The 21,003-nt window shown below is 60.5% G+C and carries 16 protein-coding genes and 6 pseudogenes; 8 read left to right on the plus strand and 14 right to left on the minus strand.

Features of this window, described 5'->3' with window-relative positions:
* Positions 1 to 37 precede the first annotated feature (37 nt).
* From ABIF91_RS22135 to ABIF91_RS22160, 6 genes and pseudogenes are all read right to left on the minus strand, one after another.
* Positions 38 to 405: pseudogene (locus tag ABIF91_RS22135) on the minus strand (IS3 family transposase); the annotation flags it as partial.
* 97 nt (positions 406 to 502) lie between these two features.
* A complete protein-coding gene (gene istB / locus ABIF91_RS22140; RefSeq protein ID WP_011090937.1) occupies positions 503 to 1,264 on the minus strand; it encodes an IS21-like element ISFK1 family helper ATPase IstB in 762 nt (253 codons plus the stop codon).
* A gap of 18 nt (positions 1,265 to 1,282) precedes the next feature.
* Entirely contained in the window at positions 1,283 to 2,824 is a 1,542-nt protein-coding gene (gene istA, locus ABIF91_RS22145) for an IS21-like element ISFK1 family transposase (protein WP_424578664.1), read from the minus strand.
* A gap of 178 nt (positions 2,825 to 3,002) precedes the next feature.
* Positions 3,003 to 3,131, minus strand: a pseudogene (locus tag ABIF91_RS22150) (transposase); the annotation flags it as partial.
* 37 nt (positions 3,132 to 3,168) lie between these two features.
* Positions 3,169 to 3,615 carry an ATP-binding cassette domain-containing protein gene (locus tag ABIF91_RS22155; RefSeq protein WP_245285620.1) on the minus strand — a complete coding sequence of 149 codons (447 nt, stop codon included), beginning with the start codon at positions 3,613 to 3,615 and terminating at the stop codon, positions 3,169 to 3,171.
* Between the two features lie 581 nt (positions 3,616 to 4,196).
* Positions 4,197 to 5,465, minus strand: coding sequence for an IS256 family transposase (locus ABIF91_RS22160; RefSeq protein ID WP_038952271.1), 1,269 nt, complete (start codon positions 5,463 to 5,465; stop codon positions 4,197 to 4,199).
* Positions 5,466 to 7,120: 1,655 nt separating this feature from the next.
* On the opposite strand from ABIF91_RS22160, the gene ABIF91_RS22165 reads away from it, so the two are divergent.
* Together ABIF91_RS22165 and ABIF91_RS22170 are read left to right on the plus strand one after the other, a co-directional pair.
* The gene (locus ABIF91_RS22165; RefSeq protein WP_038379337.1) at positions 7,121 to 8,389 is read left to right on the plus strand and encodes an IS256 family transposase; all 1,269 of its coding nucleotides are present in this window, start codon (positions 7,121 to 7,123) and stop codon (positions 8,387 to 8,389) included.
* Positions 8,390 to 8,498: 109 nt separating this feature from the next.
* On the plus strand, positions 8,499 to 8,795 hold the full coding sequence (locus ABIF91_RS22170; protein ID WP_161170740.1) for a hypothetical protein: 297 nt from the start codon (positions 8,499 to 8,501) through the stop codon (positions 8,793 to 8,795).
* Positions 8,796 to 8,962: 167 nt separating this feature from the next.
* On the opposite strand, the gene ABIF91_RS22175 is transcribed toward ABIF91_RS22170, so the two are convergent.
* From ABIF91_RS22175 to ABIF91_RS22195, 5 genes and pseudogenes are all read right to left on the minus strand, one after another.
* Positions 8,963 to 10,092 (minus strand): IS3-like element ISRj2 family transposase gene (locus ABIF91_RS22175; protein ID WP_129557670.1). Its coding sequence is split into 2 segments (ribosomal slippage): positions 8,963 to 9,840 and positions 9,840 to 10,092, totalling 1,131 coding nucleotides; the frame shifts between segments, so codons are not numbered across the junction.
* A gap of 59 nt (positions 10,093 to 10,151) precedes the next feature.
* Positions 10,152 to 10,880: a hypothetical protein gene (locus ABIF91_RS22180; protein WP_028182371.1), complete on the minus strand. Its 729-nt coding sequence runs from the start codon at positions 10,878 to 10,880 to the stop codon at positions 10,152 to 10,154.
* 54 nt (positions 10,881 to 10,934) lie between these two features.
* Positions 10,935 to 11,684, minus strand: coding sequence for a hypothetical protein (locus ABIF91_RS22185; protein ID WP_424579391.1), 750 nt, complete (start codon positions 11,682 to 11,684; stop codon positions 10,935 to 10,937).
* Between the two features lie 519 nt (positions 11,685 to 12,203).
* Positions 12,204 to 12,819: pseudogene (locus tag ABIF91_RS22190) on the minus strand (M16 family metallopeptidase); the annotation flags it as partial.
* Positions 12,820 to 12,854: 35 nt separating this feature from the next.
* Positions 12,855 to 13,085 (minus strand): annotated as a pseudogene (locus ABIF91_RS22195) (IS256 family transposase); the annotation flags it as partial.
* Between the two features lie 89 nt (positions 13,086 to 13,174).
* Between ABIF91_RS22195 and ABIF91_RS22200 the strand changes: the two are divergent.
* The 6 genes and pseudogenes from ABIF91_RS22200 to ABIF91_RS22225 form a co-directional block, all read left to right on the plus strand.
* Positions 13,175 to 14,028: pseudogene (locus tag ABIF91_RS22200) on the plus strand (IS3-like element ISRj2 family transposase); the annotation flags it as partial.
* 89 nt (positions 14,029 to 14,117) lie between these two features.
* On the plus strand, positions 14,118 to 14,540 hold the full coding sequence (gene tnpA, locus ABIF91_RS22205; RefSeq protein ID WP_424578819.1) for an IS66-like element accessory protein TnpA: 423 nt from the start codon (positions 14,118 to 14,120) through the stop codon (positions 14,538 to 14,540).
* Positions 14,537 to 14,893, plus strand: coding sequence for an IS66 family insertion sequence element accessory protein TnpB (tnpB, locus tag ABIF91_RS22210; protein WP_424579392.1), 357 nt, complete (start codon positions 14,537 to 14,539; stop codon positions 14,891 to 14,893). Before tnpA ends, tnpB begins: the two co-directional genes overlap by 4 nt.
* Before the next feature lie 50 nt (positions 14,894 to 14,943).
* Positions 14,944 to 16,494, plus strand: a complete 1,551-nt coding sequence (tnpC, locus tag ABIF91_RS22215) for an IS66 family transposase (RefSeq protein WP_035681142.1) — start codon at positions 14,944 to 14,946, stop codon at positions 16,492 to 16,494.
* Between the two features lie 210 nt (positions 16,495 to 16,704).
* Positions 16,705 to 17,142, plus strand: a complete 438-nt coding sequence (locus tag ABIF91_RS22220; RefSeq protein ID WP_424579393.1) for a UPF0149 family protein — start codon at positions 16,705 to 16,707, stop codon at positions 17,140 to 17,142.
* Positions 17,143 to 17,189: 47 nt separating this feature from the next.
* Positions 17,190 to 17,474: pseudogene (locus ABIF91_RS22225) on the plus strand (transposase); the annotation flags it as partial.
* Between the two features lie 534 nt (positions 17,475 to 18,008).
* Here the strand turns inward: ABIF91_RS22225 and ABIF91_RS22230 are convergent.
* The 3 genes from ABIF91_RS22230 to ABIF91_RS22240 form a co-directional block, all read right to left on the minus strand.
* Positions 18,009 to 18,431, minus strand: coding sequence for a hypothetical protein (locus ABIF91_RS22230; RefSeq protein WP_424579394.1), 423 nt, complete (start codon positions 18,429 to 18,431; stop codon positions 18,009 to 18,011).
* A 34-nt stretch (positions 18,432 to 18,465) separates the two neighbouring features.
* Entirely contained in the window at positions 18,466 to 19,734 is a 1,269-nt protein-coding gene (locus ABIF91_RS22235) for an IS256 family transposase (protein WP_038952271.1), read from the minus strand.
* Positions 19,735 to 20,406: 672 nt separating this feature from the next.
* Positions 20,407 to 20,997, minus strand: a complete 591-nt coding sequence (locus ABIF91_RS22240) for a tetratricopeptide repeat protein (RefSeq protein WP_011084608.1) — start codon at positions 20,995 to 20,997, stop codon at positions 20,407 to 20,409.
* Positions 20,998 to 21,003 lie beyond the last annotated feature (6 nt).

Here is a 21,003-nt window from a genome sequence, read left to right on the forward strand (position 1 = left end):
CCGTCATCACCCAGATTCCGCCATAGCTCGCGTATACGCCCTCCCGCCGCAGCAACGATCGCAGCATACGCGCTCCCGCGAAGGGATAATCGAGATGCAGCTCATCGAGCCGACGCATCAAGGCAAGGTCCTCGGCCGAAACTGGCCGAGGTTCATAGTAGACCGTGCTGCGAGCCAGCTTCAGGACCTTCGCCTGGCGCACGATAGAAAGATCATGATCGCGGTCGATCATCGCTTTGCGCTCAGCAGGCCCGCCTTGGTGAGCGCGCCGGACAAAAAATCGTTTTCCAACGCCAGCTCGCCGATCTTGGCATGTAACGCCTTCAAATCGACCGGCGTCTCGGCCGATGTCTTGTCATGCCCAAACACGCCGGCGGCGCCTTCCAGGAGCTGGTTTTTCCAGATTGCGGATTTCACGGATCGTGAGCATCGATTTCGCGCGATCGTGAGCACTGAATTCAGACGATCGTGAGCAGCCCGCTACGGCCGATGGGAGATAGAGTCAGTGTTCTGGTTGGCCGTCAAGGGTGATGGTTTTGGCGCTGCGTTTTCGCATGCTTTCTCCGGTGAGCTGGAGGCGGTGGGCGTTGTGGACGAGGCGATCGAGAATGGCGTCGGCGACCGTGGGGTCCCCAATGGCTCCATGCCAGGTGTCCACGGGGAGCTGACTTGTGACGATGGTGGATGCGCGGCCATGGCGGTCCTCGAGGATTTCGAGCAGATCGCGGCGTTCCGCGGCGGTGAGCACCGATAGTCCCCAATCATCCAAAATCAGAAGCTGAGCGCGGCCGAGGCTTTTGAGGAGCCGAGCGTAACGTCCGTCTCCGCGCGCGAGCGCGAGCGCCTCGAACAGCCTTGGAACGCGATGATAGAGGACTGATCGGTTGTCGCGGCAGGCCTTGTGGCCGAGCGCGCAGGCTAACCAACTTTTGCCCAGGCCGGTTGCCCCGGTGACGAGCAAATTCTCGTGGCGATCGATCCAGCGACCTTCGACGAGTTTGGCGAAAACGGCGCGGTCGATGCCCCGCGGGGTGCGCAGATCGACGTCCTCGACGCAAGCAGTCTGGCGCAGTGCGGCGATCTTGAGGCGCGTGGTGAGCCGCCTGGTGTCGCGTTCGGCGGCTTCGCGGTCGACCAACAGGCCGATGCGATCTTCGAACGGCAGGGCTTCGAGATCGGGCGATCGGCGCTGCTCCTCGAAGGCCTTGGCCATTCCGGTCAGGCCAAGCTCGATCAGCCGTTCGTGGGTTGGGTGGTTAAGCATGCCGGGTCTCTCCTTGCTTCAGTGGAAGTAGTCGCGTCCGCGGATGTTGCCGTGGCGCAGGGGCTGGTGCTCGAAAGATTCGTCGAAGAACGTGCGATCGAGGCCGTTCTGGAGGATCGATCTAATCGAGGCGACGGAGCGCGCCTTGATGAGGATGCCCCTCCGGCAGGCTGCGTCGAGGCGTTCGGCGCCGTAGCTTTTGACGAGCGCCAGAATGCCAAGGCAGGTTCGAAAGCCTTGTTCTGGATGGGGGCGGGCGTCGATCACGGCCTGGAAAAACGCTGCTGTCGAAGGACCGATCCGCTCGCCGGCGGCGATCACCGCGGCGGGGGTCCATTTGCCGTAGCGGCGATGGGCGCTGGGCATGTGGTCGGCGATGGTGGTGTGTCCGCGTCGGTTGGGCGCGCGGGCATGGCTGGCGATCCGCTGGCCCTTGTGGAAGATCTCGACCGTCCGATCGTCGATACGGGCATCGACCAGCTCGCCAATCAGACGATACGGCGCGGAGTACCAATGGCCGTCGACCTCGACATGATAATCGGGAGCGAGGCGGCAGCGCTTCCAGCGTGCGAAGGCATAAGGCTGATCTGGCAGCGGGGTTAGCTTGGGTTTGTCGAGTTCGGCAAACAGTTCGGCGCGGCTTGAGCCGAAGCCACGCATTTGACGAGCATTGAGTTCGTCGACGAGTGTCTTGATGGCGGCGTTGAGCTCGGCCCGGGAAAAGAAGCGCTGATTGCGCAGCCGGGCCAGAATCCAGCGCTGGGCGATTTGCACCGCGACCTCGACCTTCGCCTTGTCTTTTGGGCGCCGCGGCCGTGCGGCGAGAATGGCCGTGCCGTAATGGCTCGCCATCTCGGCATAAGTGCGATTGAGGCCGGGATCGTAGCGGTCGGGGTTGCTGACGGCGGCTTTGAGGTTGTCGCAGACCACGAACGTCGGCGTTCCGCTCAAAAACGTGAACAAGTTGACGTGGGCCCGGATCCAGTCGGCCAAGCTCTCGCTGGGGCAGGCCTCGGCGTAGGTGTAGTTCGAAGCGCCCATCGCCGCGACGAACAGCTTCATCGGCTGCACTTCCCCGGTCAGGGGATCGACGATGTCGATGGTGTCGCCGGCGAAATCCACGAACACCTTCTCGCCGCCCAGATGAATCTGCCGCATCGAAGGTCGGACCCGCCCCTTCCAGGCCTCGTAGGTAGTGCAGAACCACGTGTACCCGAAACCGTCGGGATTAACGGCGCGATACTCCTCCCAGAGCAGGCGACCGGTTACGTTGCGCCGGCGGAGCTCTTTATCGATGTAGCTCCAGTCGGGCACCGGCCGCTGCGGGCTCTGAGACGCTGGTCGTGGGGCCGGGAAAAGCAAAAGCTCCAGGTCTTCATCGGTCATTCCCTCCGGAAGCGGCCAGCTCAACCCAGCAGAGCGGGCGCGGCTCAGGTAGCTGTGCACAACGCCGTTGCTGACGCCCACGCTCCGCGCGATGGCCCGCTCTGGCAGGCCTTGAAAATGTTTTAACCGAAGGACTTCCTTGATCCGGCGCATCGACAATCTCTGGGTAGGCATTGGACTTCCTCGTTAACCACGAGGTCATCCCTAAGCCGGTTGAGTTGTCGGCCGAAGCGCTGCAAGGCTCCGAAAGCCTTGCTCACGATCCCGCGAAATCGTTGCTCACGATCATCTGAAATCTCTGCTCACGATCCCCTGAAATCCGCGCTCACGATCCCGCGAAACGCGCACAGATCGTGATCTGGTTCGGATGAACATCAAACAGTTGCGCCAGCTCCGCCAGTGTCTTGTCGCCTTTGACCGCAGCCAAAGCAACCTTCGCCTTGAATGCCGGAGAATGCGTCCGGCGGCTCTTCTTCGTCATCTTCGCTCCTGATTCGCAGCAAGAATCCTCGCCGCTGTCAGGCAGAAAATCCACTCAAGCTACTGTCCGAATTTGCGGGGCCAGCTCTCAGTGGCGCCAAGCCGAGCAATTCGACCACACCATCAAAATCGATCAGTGTCGGCCCCGAGTTTGACGCGTTGTATAAAAGGGTGCGTCGTACCGACAAATGAGAAGAGAGGATCGGTAGCTGAAATACATATGCGACGCGACGCAGATGAGGCGGTCGAAACGTCGTCTCATCTTGCCAAATCTCCCCATCAATCGCACAGAAGCCATTCGGCAGACGCTGCACGCCAGCGATGCAGCGCGCGAGTGTAGTTTTGCCGCACCCAGGCGGACCAAAAATCGCTGTGACGCCTTTGGCCGGTACGCTGAACTGCGTATCAAGCAGAATGCTCGCGAGCGAGCCGTTGAAGGCAACCTCAATATAGCCCTTCTTGGCTTCTTTGGTGAACCCGCCCATGTGCTGTATCTTCCATCTAAGTGAGGAGCCTAGCGGCTGCACTGGAGGTGATCGTTATGCTGCTGGCCATCCAGTCTATTCCGCTCCAGCACGGCGCTGCTGCTCGCAAGAGGGTATAAAGTGGGAGGGAGGCGTGCAGAGCGGTTTCAAGTCCGGAGCCTTGTTGAGCAGCTCCACGCCGGTGGATCGTGGCAATCGGTACGGTGGCCGGCGCGCTTACCTTAAGAGTTAAGCGCCGCCTTTCCAACAACGCGAGGTCTTTGGTCTGCTTGGCCGGGCCGAGGCCTTCTGGTGAATGTTGAATGGCGCGGCTTGAGAGGTTGGGGGGCAAAGATGCCGGCTCACGCCAAAGCTGAATACTGGCCCGCGGCCGGAAATCGGCATCAATGATCCCACAGCTTCGCGAGCCGATTTGAAGTCTGCCCAGTAGCTGATCGTAGCCTCTGCACTCTCAGGTGCGACCAGCATCAGCGCCAGGTCGATTAACATGAATCGAATAAGTCTCATTGGAACTCCGGCTCCGCCTGAGCCGCTTCCTTCCCGGCAACGAGCTATGGCTGATTTTGGGTGACGCGGCCTGATCAGGCGGCGTGGCTTTCAGTGTTCGGAATGACTTCGATTCCGTCGATGAACTTTACACCGGCGATGACTTTCGGCAACTGGTTCGTGCTCTTCAATCGCCGCCAGGTCTTCGATGCGGCGTCGATGAGCTTGAACACCATCAGCTTCGCAGTTTGTTGCGACAGCGATCCCTTGGTCCGCACCGTTCGGTGGCGCACCGTGGCGAAGACGCTCTCGATCGGGTTCGAGCTGCGTAGGTGGATCCAGTGCTCAGCAGGGAAGTCGAAGAAGGCGAGCAGCGCATGGCGATCCTTGATCAGGCACTCCACCGCACGTCCGTATTTGACGTGGTATTTCTCGACGAAGACGTCGATCGCGGTTTCAGCTTCGGCCCGGTGTGGGGCCAGATAGATGTTCCGCAGGTCGTTCTTCATGGGGCCCTGCACGGATTTGGCGACCTTGTCGAGTACGTTGCTCACTTTATGGCACCAGCATCGTTGGTGCCGCGTGCCGGGAAAGGCCTCGTCCAGTGCCTTCCAGAAGCCGAGGGCGCCGTCGCCGATGGCGAGTTGCGGGGCAATCCGTAACCCGCGTTGCCGCAGGTCGATCAGGAGTTCGCGCCAGCTCTGCGCGCTCTCGCGCACGCCGACCTGGAAGCCGATCAGCTCCTTCTTGCCTTCCGGCGTGGTGCCAATCAGCACCAGCATGCATTCGCTGTGATCTTCCATGCGGGCCTGCAGGTACACGCCATCGGCCCAGATGTAGACATAGCGACGCGCCGACAGATCGCGTCTCTGCCAGCGTTCGTACTCGACCTGCCAATCGGCCTTCAGGCCGGCGATCACCGAAGGCGACAGGTTCGGCGCATCCTTGCCGAGCAGCGCCGAGAGCGCCTCCTGGAAGTCGCCGGTCGAGATGCCGCGCAAATAGAGGACCGGGATCAAGGCATCCAGGCTCTTCGTCCGCCGCGCCCATAGCGGCAGGATTGCCGAACTGAAGCGGAGGCGGTCGCCTGGCCCGCTCGCTCCGCGGTCGCGGACCTTGGGACGAGCGACCTCCACCGGACCGATGCCGGTCGCAATCTCGCGCACCGGACCGTGCCCATGTCGGACCAGGCGCGCTCGACCGTCGGGCAGCGTCAGATTGGCCGTGCTGGCCAGAAACGCGCCAACCTCGATCTCGATCGCCCTGGCAAGCAGGTCCCGCGCGCCGGCACGAACGATATCGGTCAGTGGATCATCAACCGCGGACGGCTGACGGAAAGCAAGAACATTGGTAGTCTCGGTCATGGCGTATCGCTCTCCTCGAGAGGTTCTGGCAGGCTCGTCACCCGCCTCGATACGCCGCCTTCCTCACACCGTCATCACCCAGATTCCGCCATAGCTCCCCGGCAACTGGCTGATACTTACCCAGCAATCCGCGTGCCGTTCGAAGTGATAACTGGGCGGTTAGCGGCAAGGGAGGCGTTTTATCTGTCTCCACTCCGCGTCTTAAATCGCCGCATCCTATTGTAGGACTTTGACGCTCGCGTCTCCAACCGCACATGCAGGGCCGTGAGGCGGCACCCAAGGATCATGCCAAGCCTCTCGCGTTCGAGATCGTGCTTTGGCGAATATGCGGCCGTAGAGCTCGTCAATGATGCACAACTCCATGCCATCCGACTGACGCGCCATCCGATCTACTCGGCGGAGAAGGCCTGTAGACGGTCGCTTGGCGAAAGCGCTGACCGAGATGATATGCGGTGCCCGCGCGCTCAAAGTGCTTGAATCGACCGTAACGTCAGGTTGTAGGCATGGCGAAGCAGAACACCATATTGGGAGCCAACATGGGCACATAAGTGCTAAACGGCCGATCTCTGTTTGTCGCGGTCTTCGCAATGCGTGTTGCGAGTGGCGGGATAATGATTCGGAGCGCGGCAATCATTGCAGCCGGCCCGCGAGAAGCGAGACTCATGGCTGCCGAGGCATTCCAATCCGGTAAACAGATCACCTCTCGGGGCAAAGAAAAACAGAGAAGCACAGGCGTCTTATGAGGGGTTTGGTCAATCAAGAGCGACGAATGGGCTGGACTTGCAATGCGCATCGCTTTGCAGCCGTCCTCGCTGCGATCGCGATCGCTGCGACATGGTGCACAGGACACGCTCGCGCGCGAGATCGGCGAGCCGAGGAAGTCTTGGCGTCGTGCAAATCAGACGTGATCCGCTTCTGTGACCGCTTTACAGGCCGTAACGATGTTGACGTGGCCATGTTTTGTCTTAGGGACAATTTCAAAAACTTGCACCGCGAATGCCGGCGCATGATGCCAACCGCGGCAAACGAAAACGATGCACCGAGACAATCGCTCAACAGGCGCCCGGTAGGCCCTCATCGAGAGACGCGGCAGTTGCGAACTCGAACGATAGTGAAGTATTCAGACTGACGGGCGGCGGGGTTGGCCAGCTTGGTGGCTGAAGGTCGACCGGGCTGGAGCATCAGCCTGCCGAGGCGCAGTCGGCTGGGTGGGACCGATCCGTGATTGGATTGGCTCGATTAGCGATACAGTTGCCCAGGCGTGGTGCGGCCTTGAATTTCGAGTTTCGTGCTGCAGCAGTTGCGCTTTGTTCAGCGCTGTAGCCATTCGCGGCTTCGAGGTTTTGTGAAGTTGCTTTCGTCTCTCTGTGGCTGGTCCCAAGGGCAATCAGCGTCAGCTGTGGAGGCAGTGGACCGTACTGTCATCAATTTATGGCATTGTGGCCCGCGACTACGTATTTTTGCGGAAGTGGCTAAGTCGGCTGCGACAGCCAATGATTGCCGGAATATCAGCGCGTTTGTTTCATCGCGGTTGCCTTAGATTTCTCAGGATTACCTTGAGCTATGGCGGAATCTGGGTGATGACGGTGTGAGGAAGGCGGCGTATCGAGGCGGGTGACGAGCCTGCCAGAACCTCTCGAGGAGAGCGATACGCCATGACCGAGACTACCAATGTTCTTGCTTTCCGTCAGCCGTCCGCGGTTGATGATCCACTGACCGATATCGTTCGAGCCGGCGCGCGGGACCTGCTTGCCAGGGCGATCGAGATCGAGGTTGGCGCGTTTCTGGCCAGCACGGCCAATCTGACGCTGCCCGACGGTCGAGCGCGCCTGGTCCGACATGGGCACGGTCCGGTGCGCGAGATTGCGACCGGCATCGGTCCGGTGGAGGTCGCTCGTCCCAAGGTCCGCGACCGCGGAGCGAGCGGGCCAGGCGACCGCCTCCGCTTCAGTTCGGCAATCCTGCCGCTATGGGCGCGGCGGACGAAGAGCCTGGATGCCTTGATCCCGGTCCTCTATTTGCGCGGCATCTCGACCGGCGACTTCCAGGAGGCGCTCTCGGCGCTGCTCGGCAAGGATGCGCCGAACCTGTCGCCTTCGGTGATCGCCGGCCTGAAGGCCGATTGGCAGGTCGAGTACGAACGCTGGCAGAGACGCGATCTGTCGGCGCGTCGCTATGTCTACATCTGGGCCGATGGCGTGTACCTGCAGGCCCGCATGGAAGATCACAGCGAATGCATGCTGGTGCTGATTGGCACCACGCCGGAAGGCAAGAAGGAGCTGATCGGCTTCCAGGTCGGCGTGCGCGAGAGCGCGCAGAGCTGGCGCGAACTCCTGATCGACCTGCGGCAACGCGGGTTACGGATTGCCCCGCAACTCGCCATCGGCGACGGCGCCCTCGGCTTCTGGAAGGCACTGGACGAGGCCTTTCCCGGCACGCGGCACCAACGATGCTGGTGCCATAAAGTGAGCAACGTACTCGACAAGGTCGCCAAATCCGTGCAGGGCCTCATGAAGAACGACCTGCGGAACATCTATCTGGCCCCACACCGGGCCGAAGCTGAAACCGCGATCGACGTCTTCGTCGAGAAATACCACGTCAAATACGGACGTGCGGTGGAGTGCCTGATCAAGGATCGCCATGCGCTGCTCGCCTTCTTCGACTTCCCTGCTGAGCACTGGATCCACCTACGCAGCTCGAACCCGATCGAGAGCGTCTTCGCCACGGTGCGCCACCGAACGGTGCGGACCAAGGGATCGCTGTCGCAACAAACCGCGAAGCTGATGGTGTTCAAGCTCATCGACGCCGCATCGAAGACCTGGCGGCGATTGAAGAGCACGAACCAGTTGCCGAAAGTCATCGCCGGTGTAAAGTTCATCGACGGAATCGAAGTCATTCCGAACACTGAAAGCCACGCCGCCTGATCAGGCCGCGTCACCCAAAATCAGCCATAGCTCGATTACCTTCGGCTAGACTGAGCTGTAACAGATTGGGCTAGGAAACCTCTTTTGTTAGCCGCTGATCGATTTCCCCATGCAACCGCTTGATACCATTGCGGCGTTCTCTATGGGCGCTTCAGGGGAGTCGCTTCGCCCGATTGTGGTGCTCCTGACCGAATACACTTTAGAGCTCAAGGCGAAAGGAAACGCCGTCGACGAGAGCCGTTCAAAGGCAGAGAGCTGTTCATGCAGACGCTTCTCAAGGGCCTTGCGTTCGGTGCCAGGCAGGTCGGTGTTAAGTAGCCGGCGGCAGCGCCAGATTCCGTTTCGCAGCCATCTGATCTCACTTAGCGTATCATCAATCGAAGTCATCACGGATGTTGATCCTTAAGTGTAAAACATGGCGATGCTCAGAGCTGGCCCCGGTTGTTTGGACAGCGCCCCGCTGGATTTAAGTGGATTCCTGCCGGGTTATGCTGAACGCGGGGCTTTACGGTTTTGTCGTTGCGTCGGGAGGGCGTAGCCCGACCAGAGCGACGACAAAACCGTCGGCGACGGTCATGCGGCCATCACCATAGCTTGCGTGCCGAAGTAAGCCTCGTCGGGCGTGCGCCCGTCAAGGCTCGAGTGAGGGCGTCCCTGATTGTAGAAGGCCAGATACTTGGCAATTGACGCTCGCGCCTCGGACACGCTGTCGTAGGCGCGGAGATATACTTCTTCGTATTTGACCGTGCGCCAGAGCCGCTCGACAAACACGTTGTCGCGCCAGGCGCCCTTGCCGTCCATGCTGATGGCGATCTTCGCGTCCAGCAGCACATCGGTGAACTCGAGGCTGGTGAACTGGCTGCCCTGATCCGTGTTGAAAATCTCGGGCCTGCCGTGCTTCGCCAACGCCTCCTGGACCGCTTCGACGCAGAAGGCCGCCTCCATTGTGATCGAGACGCGATGGGCCAGGACCCGTCGGCTGAACACATCGACGACCGCCGCGAGATAGACGAAGCCACGCCGCATCGGAATGTAGGTGATGTCCATTGCCCACGCATGGTCGGGCCGCTCGATCTTCAATCCGCGCAACAGGTACGGGTAGATCTTGTGACCCGGAGCCGGCTTGCTCGTGTTCGGGCGACGATAGACCGCCTCGATCCCCATGCGCTTCATCAGCGTCGCGATGTGGCGGCGACCGGCGTATACGCCCTCCCGCCGCAGCAACGATCGCAGCATACGCGCTCCCGCGAAGGGATAATCGAGATGCAGCTCATCGAGCCGACGCATCAAGGCAAGGTCCTCGGCCGAAACTGGCCGAGGTTCATAGTAGACCGTGCTGCGAGCCAGCTTCAGGACCTTCGCCTGGCGCACGATAGAAAGATCATGATCGCGGTCGATCATCGCTTTGCGCTCAGCAGGCCCGCCTTGGTGAGCGCGCCGGACAAAAAATCGTTTTCCAACGCCAGCTCGCCGATCTTGGCATGTAACGCCTTCAAATCGACCGGCGTCTCGGCCGATGTCTTGTCATGCCCAAACACGCCGGCGGCGCCTTCCAGGAGCTGGTTTTTCCAGATCGTGATCTGGTTCGGATGAACATCAAACAGTTGCGCCAGCTCCGCCAGTGTCTTGTCGCCTTTGACCGCAGCCAAAGCAACCTTCGCCTTGAATGCCGGAGAATGCGTCCGGCGGCTCTTCTTCGTCATCTTCGCTCCTGATTCGCAGCAAGAATCCTCGCCGCTGTCAGGCAGAAAATCCACTCAAGCTACTGTCCGAATTTGCGGGGCCAGCTCTGTAGGCTACCGATGTCCGTCCCCCGCGGCCGATCCCACCTTCGCAGCGTCACACTCGAATCCAGATCGCGAAACATGCCGTAATTCCGCCGGATCCATTGATGCAGCTCGGTGGACCAGTCCTTCTCGTTGCGCAGATACCCAGTGAAGGAAAAGCCAAGCCGATCTATATATCTCTTAAGGAACAGCGGTAGTGCGGAAATTCGAATCACCCGATCGCCGTCCATCGCTTCAGGTAATCCGCCGCGCAGTGCGAATTCATTGTGGATGATGACCAGCGAGGCCGGGGGAATTCGCCGCCGCAGCATCTCGTAACCACGAAAGGAGATGCGATCTGCGCCCGCGACGAAGAGTACGACAGGGGTGACACAGCACCGCGCCGTCTCCTTGACGAAGCCAATCTCCTCGCACATCTTGAAGAATTCGTCGAAGGCGTGAAAGCCGAGATCGATTACTTTGGGTACACGATCGTGAACGATGAGAGGGTCCATCAGCTGCATCTTGCCGTATGTGTCGATCACATCCGCGGTCTCCGTGATGTTGGGCAGGTAGTCGAGCAATGATGGCTCTTTCAAGTTGACGTCAAACGACAGCGTTGTACCGTCTTTCAGCAGCAAGAACTCGCTCATGGCCCGAGCGATGAGGGTTTTACCGACCTGCGGGCTAGGTGAGCAGATGATGTAGATGGGGGTCGCTAACATAGCCAGCAGATCAATTTCGTTCCGTGCGTGGGCTCGAGCTTGCCGGATATACGGCTACTTCTCGCCGGCCCGGGTGGCGGACTTGGCCCCGGCCAATTCCGTCAAGTTGATGCGATCAAATTCGCTCCAGACATTTGCCAGCCAGTGCCGGACATAGCCGCGCAGCACGAAGGAGTTGTTCGCAGGTTCTTCATTGCGTCCCTTGTTCGCGACGAAGTCTATGAACGGGACGGACGCGACTTCCACCTGCTCATACGCCATCTCGTTAAGCTTCGGGATGGTCAACTCAGTCGCATGTTTGATGCGATGAAAATAGGAATTATAAGTGGCTTGATCCCACTGGAAGAATTGAGTGTCGTTGATGAAGTTCTTGACCAGGTAGTACTTTGCACCGGTCATGAAAGTCGCGGTTTCCTCGATCTCGTCTAGCGACGCGATAGATGATCCCAGGATGTGGAACACGGCAAATGTGATCTGGCCAGACCGTGCCGAGTCCAGAAAGCCGATGTTGCGCAAGGAAGCCAGCGCAGAGGACAGTAGGCCTGCGCGAGCATCGATGACAGTGACGGACAGCCCTGAGTTCAAGGTATCGAAGATCTTCATCTGGTCCGCCGTCGCAGTCATGTCGACGATCTCAGTGATCCCGGGGTAAAAGCGCTTCAGCGTTCCCCGGGGCGACTCCGTGTCGAACGCGCGTATTTGCACGTTATTGACGCTAAAGTAGTCCAGTAGCGTTCGTGATACGGTCGTCTTGCCGACTCCTCCCTTGTCCGCACCGACTACAATTACCACTGGCTTCACCATAGAAACATCTCCTGAGCTCTTGCTATTGCCGCGCGCAAAGTGCGCTATCGGCGCGTCACTGCTTTGGGTGCGAACATGGCGGAAAGAAGGGGCAATGAACCGCCGATGCGAGAGCTCTGCAACTGATAAGCGTTTTCAACATCTAGCGAGTAACGTCGCGTGATGATGCAGCTCCGGCAATGGGAGTAATCACTTGTACTGGTGATTTACGTGAGGTTTGTGTGCGGCTGGAATATGCGGGGCAAGAGTCAAAGTCTGCCCATGGTGATCGTTGGATTGCCGTAGGTTCGCTATGGATGCTGTCGCTGCCGCTATCAAATTTTAATGGGAGACCGAGTCTTACGTAGCGTCAGATTGCGAGCTCGATGAAAGCGCAAATCGGGGGGATGCTAGGCGGTCCGACTATGGCTTCGCAGACCATCAAAGGTCTACTGAATCAGATCGCCGTCTTTTCGGCATGCCGAGGAATATCTCCACGAGCTAAAGGTGAGTGGCTAAAGGCCTCTCTGCGCGCGAGAGCTAAGCACATGGGCTGCTAGAAAATAAATTGGGCGGCGTCGTCGGGCCGGTGTCTAGCTGATCGGCGCCCGGCGGGGGTGTAGTCCTGGACGGCACAATGGCCGCCTGCGCTGCGTCCTTTGGGGCGCGGCCGACGATAATTGTGAGCAGACCCCCGCCCCACAGCCGCTGCGCTGCTCTCTTTGGCGTCTTCCAGCGTCACCGCATCGACGACGGCATTCTGGTTTTCGAGATAGTCGATAGGCAACTTGTCAAGCTGATGCTGCAGTAGCGTTCGCGCCAGTTTTGATGATGTGTTGAGAGCTACCAGTTGCGAGCCCTTCAGGTAGGACTTTGCGTCATCGAGCTCCTGCTGAGTCGGTCCTTCCGCGGCGATCTGTCGGACCTGCTTCTCGATTTCTTCAACCGTTTCGCCGGCCCGATCGGCGCAGGTGCCGCTGGTACCGAGAAACATGGCTGAATGATCCAGCCAGACAAGCTGCTCACGGACTGAATAAGCCAGTCCGCGCTTCTCGCGGACTTCGCGGAACAGGCGTGACGTCAGGCCGCCGCCGCCGAGAATGTGGTTGACGATACAGGCGGGCATGAAACCCGGCTCGCTGCGACGGACGGCTGGACGAGCTATGGCTGATTTTGGGTGACGCGGCCTGATCAGGCGGCGTGGCTTTCAGTGTTCGGAATGACTTCGATTCCGTCGATGAACTTTACACCGGCGATGACTTTCGGCAACTGGTTCGTGCTCTTCAATCGCCGCCAGGTCTTCGATGCGGCGTCGATGAGCTTGAACACCATCAGCTTCGCAGTTTGTTGCGACAGCGATCCCTTGGTCCGCACCGTTCGGTGGCGCACCGTGGCGAAGACGCTCTCGATCGGGTTCGAGCTGAGAGCTGGCCCCGCAAATTCGGACAGTAGCTTGAGTGGATTTTCTGCCTGACAGCGGCGAGGATTCTTGCTGCGAATCAGGAGCGAAGATGACGAAGAAGAGCCGCCGGACGCATTCTCCGGCATTCAAGGCGAAGGTTGCTTTGGCTGCGGTCAAAGGCGACAAGACACTGGCGGAGCTGGCGCAACTGTTTGATGTTCATCCGAACCAGATCACGATCTGGAAAAACCAGCTCCTGGAAGGCGCCGCCGGCGTGTTTGGGCATGACAAGACATCGGCCGAGACGCCGGTCGATTTGAAGGCGTTACATGCCAAGATCGGCGAGCTGGCGTTGGAAAACGATTTTGTGTCCGGCGCGCTCACCAAGGCGGGCCTGCTGAGCGCAAAGCGATGATCGACCGCGATCATGATCTTTCTATCGTGCGCCAGGCGAAGGTCCTGAAGCTGGCTCGCAGCACGGTCTACTATGAACCTCGGCCAGTTTCGGCCGAGGACCTTGCCTTGATGCGTCGGCTCGATGAGCTGCATCTCGATTATCCCTTCGCGGGAGCGCGTATGCTGCGATCGTTGCTGCGGCGGGAGGGCGTATACGCCGGTCGCCGCCACATCGCGACGCTGATGAAGCGCATGGGGATCGAGGCGGTCTATCGTCGCCCGAACACGAGCAAGCCGGCTCCGGGTCACAAGATCTACCCGTACCTGTTGCGCGGATTGAAGATCGAGCGGCCCGACCATGCGTGGGCAATGGACATCACCTACATTCCGATGCGGCGTGGCTTCGTCTATCTCGCGGCGGTCGTCGATGTGTTCAGCCGACGGGTCCTGGCCCATCGCGTCTCGATCACAATGGAGGCGGCCTTCTGCGTCGAAGCGGTCCAGGAGGCGTTGGCGAAGCACGGCAGGCCCGAGATTTTCAACACGGATCAGGGCAGCCAGTTCACCGATAGCGGTACGACGACCCCACCTCGTTTAGGTGGACGGGATGAGCGAGACTCGCGCGTGGATTTGACAACGCGAGGGACGCTCGTTCCATGCATCAAGACAGACATCAAGACGGGCATGATGCCGCCTCCTATCAGCGGATCGAGGTGATCACAGGGGAGAGGCGACGGCGCAGTTGGAGCGATGCGGAGAAGGCGCGGATCGTGGCCGAGAGTGCCGATCCGGAGACGAGCATTTCCGAGGTGGCTCGACGCAACGGGGTGAACCGGGGACTGCTCAGTGTGTGGCGGCGCCAGGCGCGGCTCGCGTCGAGCGAAGCGCCGCAGTTCGTGCAAGTCAGGCTCCAGGCCGCCGTCGAGGCGCAGCCGAACGCGATCGATAAGGCGCATGTTCTGACGGATCCGGCCGAGCGGATCGAGGTGATGATCGCGGGCGCGACGGTGCGCGTGCCCGTCGGCGTCGACGCCGCGACGCTGGAGCGCGTGCTGGCGGCGGTGAGATCGACGCGATGATCTCTTTCGGTCCAATGGTCCGTGTGTTCGTCGCGATGCAGCCGATTGACTTTCGTAAAGGCGTTCATGGCCTTGTCGCGCTGGTAGCGGAGGGATTAGGCGGCAAGCCCTACAGCGGTGACGTTTATGTCTTCCGATCGAAGCGATCGGATCGTTTGAAGCTACTGGTTTTTGACGGCTCGGGAATGGTTCTAGCGACGAAGTGGCTGGAGAATGGGGGCTTTGCCTGGCCACCTGTTCGCGAGGGTACGATGCCGGTGACGGGGGCGCAACTGGCGATGCTGATTGAAGGTCTTGCGGAGTGGTCGCGTGTGGTCCCGAAGGTGACGAAGCGGCCGACGAAGGTTGCCTGAAGCGTCTTGTTTTGCTGGCGATTGCGAGTGCGTTCGTGTAGCTCTGCGATATGGCGCTTCGCCCCGAAGATCTCCCCTCTGACCCTGCGGCTCTTGCCGAGATGGTGCTGGCTTTCGAAGGCGAGAACGATGATCTGCGCGCAGAGATCGCCACGTTGAAGAGCCTGATCTTCGGCGCACGATCGGAGCGCGCGGCGATCGTCTGCGCCGAACAGATCGCGTTTGATCTGGAACGGACCGCCGGCTCACAGCTCCCGGCCAATGACGACAAACCGGACGCGCCGCGGCCGGAGCGGCGCAAAGCGAAGCGCAACATCGGCGCGCTGCCGGCGCATCTGCCTCGGGTCGAGCGGGTGATCGAGCCGGCGTCCACGCTGTGCCCGTGCTGCACGGGTCAGATGCATCGGATCGGCGAGGAGAGCAGCGAAGCGCTCGATCGGGTTCCCGCGTGGCTGCGCGTGCTCCGCACGATCCGTCCAAAATACGCCTGCCGCTCCTGTGAGGGCCCGATTGTCCAGGCCCCGGCACCGGCGCGGCTCGTCGAGGGCGGCATGGCAACGACGGCGCTGATCGCGCATATCGCCGCGGCCAAATATGCCTGGCAATCGACGCTCTATCGCCAGACGCAGATCCTGGCGGGTCAGGGTGTCGTCGTCGACCGTCAGACGCTGGCGCGCTGGATGGGGAGCGCGGCGTGGCTGGTCAGGGGCCTCTACGATCTGCAACTGAAGACTATGCACGGCTTCGAGCGGCTGTTCTGCGACGAGACGCCGATGCCAGTGCTCGATCCGGGACGCGGCCGCACGAGGATCTGCCAGTTCTGGGCGCACGCGACGGACGATCGGGCGTGGAAGGGGCCGGCGCCGCCGGCGGTCGCCTACGTGTTCGCAGGTGGTCGCGGCAAAAAGGAGATCGTGGCGCAGTTAGCCGGCTTCGAAGGCGTGCTGCAAGTCGACGGCTATGCCGCCTACGCCTCGCTGGCGGGCGATGCGATGATGTCGGGCCAGATCCAGCTGGCGTATTGTCTCGTTCACGCGCGCCGCAACTTCGTGAGGGTGCACAAGACGACGAACTCACCCTTCGCCGCGGAGGTCATCGAGCGCATTGCGGCCGTCTACGCGATCGAGGAGAGGATCCGCGGTCTCGATGCTGGGGAACGCCGCGCGACGCGACAGGCCGAGACGAAGCCGCTGATGGAGGCGTTGAGGGCCCGTCTGATCGCGGTGAAGGACGGGATCTCCCGCCGCTCGACGCTCATCAAGGCGATCGACTACATGCTCGAACGCTGGCAGGGCCTGACGACGTTCCTGGATGACGGGCGGCTCGAGCCGGACACCAACACGGTCGAACGATCGATCAGGCCAATTGCGATCGGAAAAAAGAACTCGTTGTTCAGTGGTGACGAAGGCGGGGGCGAGACCTGGGCGATACTCGCTTCGCTTCTTAACACAGCGAAATTGAATGGCCTCGACCCCGAGGCGTATCTCGTCGACGTTCTCGATCGCATGGTGAGCGGCGCCACGAAGACCAACCAGCTTCACGAACTTCTGGCCTGGAACTGGAAGGCCGCACGCGAAGCCGAAAAGCGGGCCGTGGCATGACGAAGCCGAAGCAAGGGCGGGGAACGCGAAAAGCACGCAAGACGACGATGGCGGACTATGCCATGTCGTTCGAACGGCTCGGGCAATGGATCAGCAAGCGCGCCAGGTCGCCGACGCTTCGGCATCCGCGGGCGACGTCGCTCTCCATGCTCGATGGCGCGGTGGCCGCGGTCGTCGCCGGGCCGGTCTCGATGGCGTCCGAGGAATGGGGTGTGCCCGCTCCTCGGCGTAGATCCCGACGCCTTCAATCACGACACCGAGGAGTTCTCGGCAATCGCCGCCACGCTGATGCGCCACAACGCTATCAGCGAGACGCTGTCGACGAGACCGGAGAGCTTCGAGCCGCTGTTCGTGCGATCACCGGACGGCGAAGTCGACCCGCAGCCCTGGTGCATGGGCTTCTACGCCGTCATGAAGCTTCGGCTTCTCGTCTGGTCGCGGCTTCTCCCCCCGAATGGAACCGAACACCTTATGCTGCGGCCGATCTTGGTCCATTGCATCGACGACGCCGGTCGACCCTTGCTACCCCCGGCCCGGCGCACGCTGGGAACGCAGCCCATCATCCAAAACGCCTGGCGCAACATTCCAGCAACCGTCGAGGCCCTCCGGCAGTTCTGGATGCCTATACGCTTCAAGCGCGGTGCGTAGGCCGTCCGCACCAAGTCCGTGGCTCCGTGGGCCTCTCGTACCGTTTACAGTTCACCAGCCTCGAGTTCACCGATGTGCTGCTGGACGCGAAGATCGCCATCAGCATGGACGGCAAGGGCGCCTGGCGCGACAACGTGTTTGTCGAGCGGCTCTGGCGCACGGTCAAATACGAAGAAGTATATCTCCGCGCCTACGACAGCGTGTCCGAGGCGCGAGCGTCAATTGCCAAGTATCTGGCCTTCTACAATCAGGGACGCCCTCACTCGAGCCTTGACGGGCGCACGCCCGACGAGGCTTACTTCGGCACGCAAGCTATGGTGATGGCCGCATGACCGTCGCCGACGGTTTTGTCGTCGCTCTGGTCGGGCTACGCCCTCCCGACGCAACGACAAAACCGTAAAGCCCCGCGTTCAGCATAACCCGGCAGGAATCCACTTAAATCCAGCGGGGCGCTGTCCAAACAACCGGGGCCAGCTCTGTTTGCGAGCAAGTTTTTTCCCGGGAAGGCAGAGGAGGAGATCCTCACATGGCAGGACCGGGTGTCATGGAGATCGTGCGCCGCCATCGCGCGCTGTAGCTTCGCAGTGCCGATAGACCGCGTCATTTCGGCTGATACAAGGAGGCTCTTTGCTGGCGCAAGCTGCAGATCAGGAGGAACACGAGGCTGCGGAGTCCGAGAGATAATCGATCTGCTGCTCGTCCGGCTTGATTCCGCCAGACGAAAGGACCCACAGCGCAGTCCAACTCCGCCTGCGGATACGGAAAAGATGTCGGTGCTCAAGAGTACATGCAGCAGGAAATGAGATGGAGGCCTGATCTTGCCCCGCCGATCCGGCCAATTGCTCTTCGTGTGATGCCTGTAGGCTCTACATAAAGTCATATTCCTCATCATACGGATCGTTCGCGGGCTTCGCTACACTCTCGGTATACTTGGCATTGCCGCTGTTGTCTTCAGTCGCGGCAAGATACAAAGGCGGCTTACCCGCCCGCTGCCAATTGCCGCCTTCGTTCTTCCATTTGTCATCGTGCTTGGTGGGATCTAGCACCATCATCGAGTCACTAACCTCAAGAAAGCCCAACGCTGCCGCGCGGGCTTTCGCTTCCGGATTGGAAGAGTGGGAGAGAACGAGCGGTTTGTTTCCGTCGATCTGGAGCTGATGTTCAAGCAAGATATCGCCCGCGTTCTCGACGAGCGGATGAGTAACCCGGAAAGCTATTGTTGAGGTGATTTCATCTCGTCCAGGAAATTGATGGCGCGAATCATTGTTGCCCTTGAACAGCTCACTCATGGAGCTATGGCTGATTTTGGGTGACGCGGCCTGATCAGGCGGCGTGGCTTTCAGTGTTCGGAATGACTTCGATTCCGTCGATGAACTTTACACCGGCGATGACTTTCGGCAACTGGTTCGTGCTCTTCAATCGCCGCCAGGTCTTCGATGCGGCGTCGATGAGCTTGAACACCATCAGCTTCGCAGTTTGTTGCGACAGCGATCCCTTGGTCCGCACCGTTCGGTGGCGCACCGTGGCGAAGACGCTCTCGATCGGGTTCGAGCTGCGTAGGTGGATCCAGTGCTCAGCAGGGAAGTCGAAGAAGGCGAGCAGCGCATGGCGATCCTTGATCAGGCACTCCACCGCACGTCCGTATTTGACGTGGTATTTCTCGACGAAGACGTCGATCGCGGTTTCAGCTTCGGCCCGGTGTGGGGCCAGATAGATGTTCCGCAGGTCGTTCTTCATGGGGCCCTGCACGGATTTGGCGACCTTGTCGAGTACGTTGCTCACTTTATGGCACCAGCATCGTTGGTGCCGCGTGCCGGGAAAGGCCTCGTCCAGTGCCTTCCAGAAGCCGAGGGCGCCGTCGCCGATGGCGAGTTGCGGGGCAATCCGTAACCCGCGTTGCCGCAGGTCGATCAGGAGTTCGCGCCAGCTCTGCGCGCTCTCGCGCACGCCGACCTGGAAGCCGATCAGCTCCTTCTTGCCTTCCGGCGTGGTGCCAATCAGCACCAGCATGCATTCGCTGTGATCTTCCATGCGGGCCTGCAGGTACACGCCATCGGCCCAGATGTAGACATAGCGACGCGCCGACAGATCGCGTCTCTGCCAGCGTTCGTACTCGACCTGCCAATCGGCCTTCAGGCCGGCGATCACCGAAGGCGACAGGTTCGGCGCATCCTTGCCGAGCAGCGCCGAGAGCGCCTCCTGGAAGTCGCCGGTCGAGATGCCGCGCAAATAGAGGACCGGGATCAAGGCATCCAGGCTCTTCGTCCGCCGCGCCCATAGCGGCAGGATTGCCGAACTGAAGCGGAGGCGGTCGCCTGGCCCGCTCGCTCCGCGGTCGCGGACCTTGGGACGAGCGACCTCCACCGGACCGATGCCGGTCGCAATCTCGCGCACCGGACCGTGCCCATGTCGGACCAGGCGCGCTCGACCGTCGGGCAGCGTCAGATTGGCCGTGCTGGCCAGAAACGCGCCAACCTCGATCTCGATCGCCCTGGCAAGCAGGTCCCGCGCGCCGGCACGAACGATATCGGTCAGTGGATCATCAACCGCGGACGGCTGACGGAAAGCAAGAACATTGGTAGTCTCGGTCATGGCGTATCGCTCTCCTCGAGAGGTTCTGGCAGGCTCGTCACCCGCCTCGATACGCCGCCTTCCTCACACCGTCATCACCCAGATTCCGCCATAGCTCTCACTCATGCGGCCTCCGGGTTCCGTTCTCAGAAGCCCGACGCTCTTGTTCCCAAGCTGATAGCTGAAAAAGCACGATTTCTCCGAAATAGACTTCGTGCCGAAGCGAAATGCAGTGTCCGCTGTGCGTGAGCCTTTTCGGAAACCCAGCGCGAGTATCGCTGCGGATTGGCAGCAATATCCTCTATGTCTCCTCCATAAAAATCTGCCAGCTTATTCTCAAACGAAGATTTTGAGATCTCAACCACCGGCCGCTCGTCAACCAGCGCGTATGGCGGGACTGCTGCCAAAGATGCATCAACGGAGCAGCTCGATGGCGCCAAACTCAGAGCAGAGAATACATCCAAGAATCTTTGGCTATCCGTGTGGGAGCCATCGTCCGAGCTCGTTCCCATTTCATCGAGCTCGGACGCACGTTCGCTGTTAGATAGAGCTTTAGTGTTTTGAAACATAACACGTCCTGTTATGTCGGCGAGGCCGCGCCGGAGTGGGGTTCCGCGCTCATAGTAAGCCTAGCTGTCGGCAAGCTGACAGCTAAGCATCACGCTTCGCTATTCCTGCCCGCTCTTGATCGCCTTATCTTGAACGAGCCAATGCTTTCCGGCTGCCCGCCTGAGGTGCTGCGCTGGCATCGCCGGCGTCCATCTTGCCTTGAAGGGCGAGGGACAGTCCGAAATTGTTGCGCAGCATCGGGTTTGCAGGTTCCGCCGCGAGAGCTTGGCGGTATAGCTCTTGGGCTTCCTGATGACGGCCCTCGTGATCGAGAACAACTGCTTTGGCATTTAATGCGCGCAGGTCGCCAGGGGTTGCCAATAACACGCCGTCGAGCACCTCAAGCGCATCATTCGGACAGTTGCGTGCCAGCAGGGCTCGCGCAAGAGGAATAGCCGCATCAATGTTGTTCGGCTGTTGCTTCAATGCGTCGCGCAGAGCCCCTTCATCAGCATCTCGGCCAAGCGCGTGCGAAATGCGCTCGCGCGCGGCGGGGTCGATCTCTTCGCTGTCTGCGAGGTCTGATGCGGACCTCTGCTGCGGTGAAAGGCCATGTTTGTCTGCGGTAGCGCAACCAGCGAGCAGCACAACAGTCAGCATCGCAAGCAGAGCCGGCCGCAGCCTTGGACTGGCGGAGCACAGATATCGGCGGAAGCTGGTGTCATTAGATTTCATCGGCTA

It is taken from the genome of Bradyrhizobium sp. USDA 241 (assembly GCF_049739505.1).
Lineage (GTDB): Bacteria > Pseudomonadota > Alphaproteobacteria > Rhizobiales > Xanthobacteraceae > Bradyrhizobium > Bradyrhizobium liaoningense.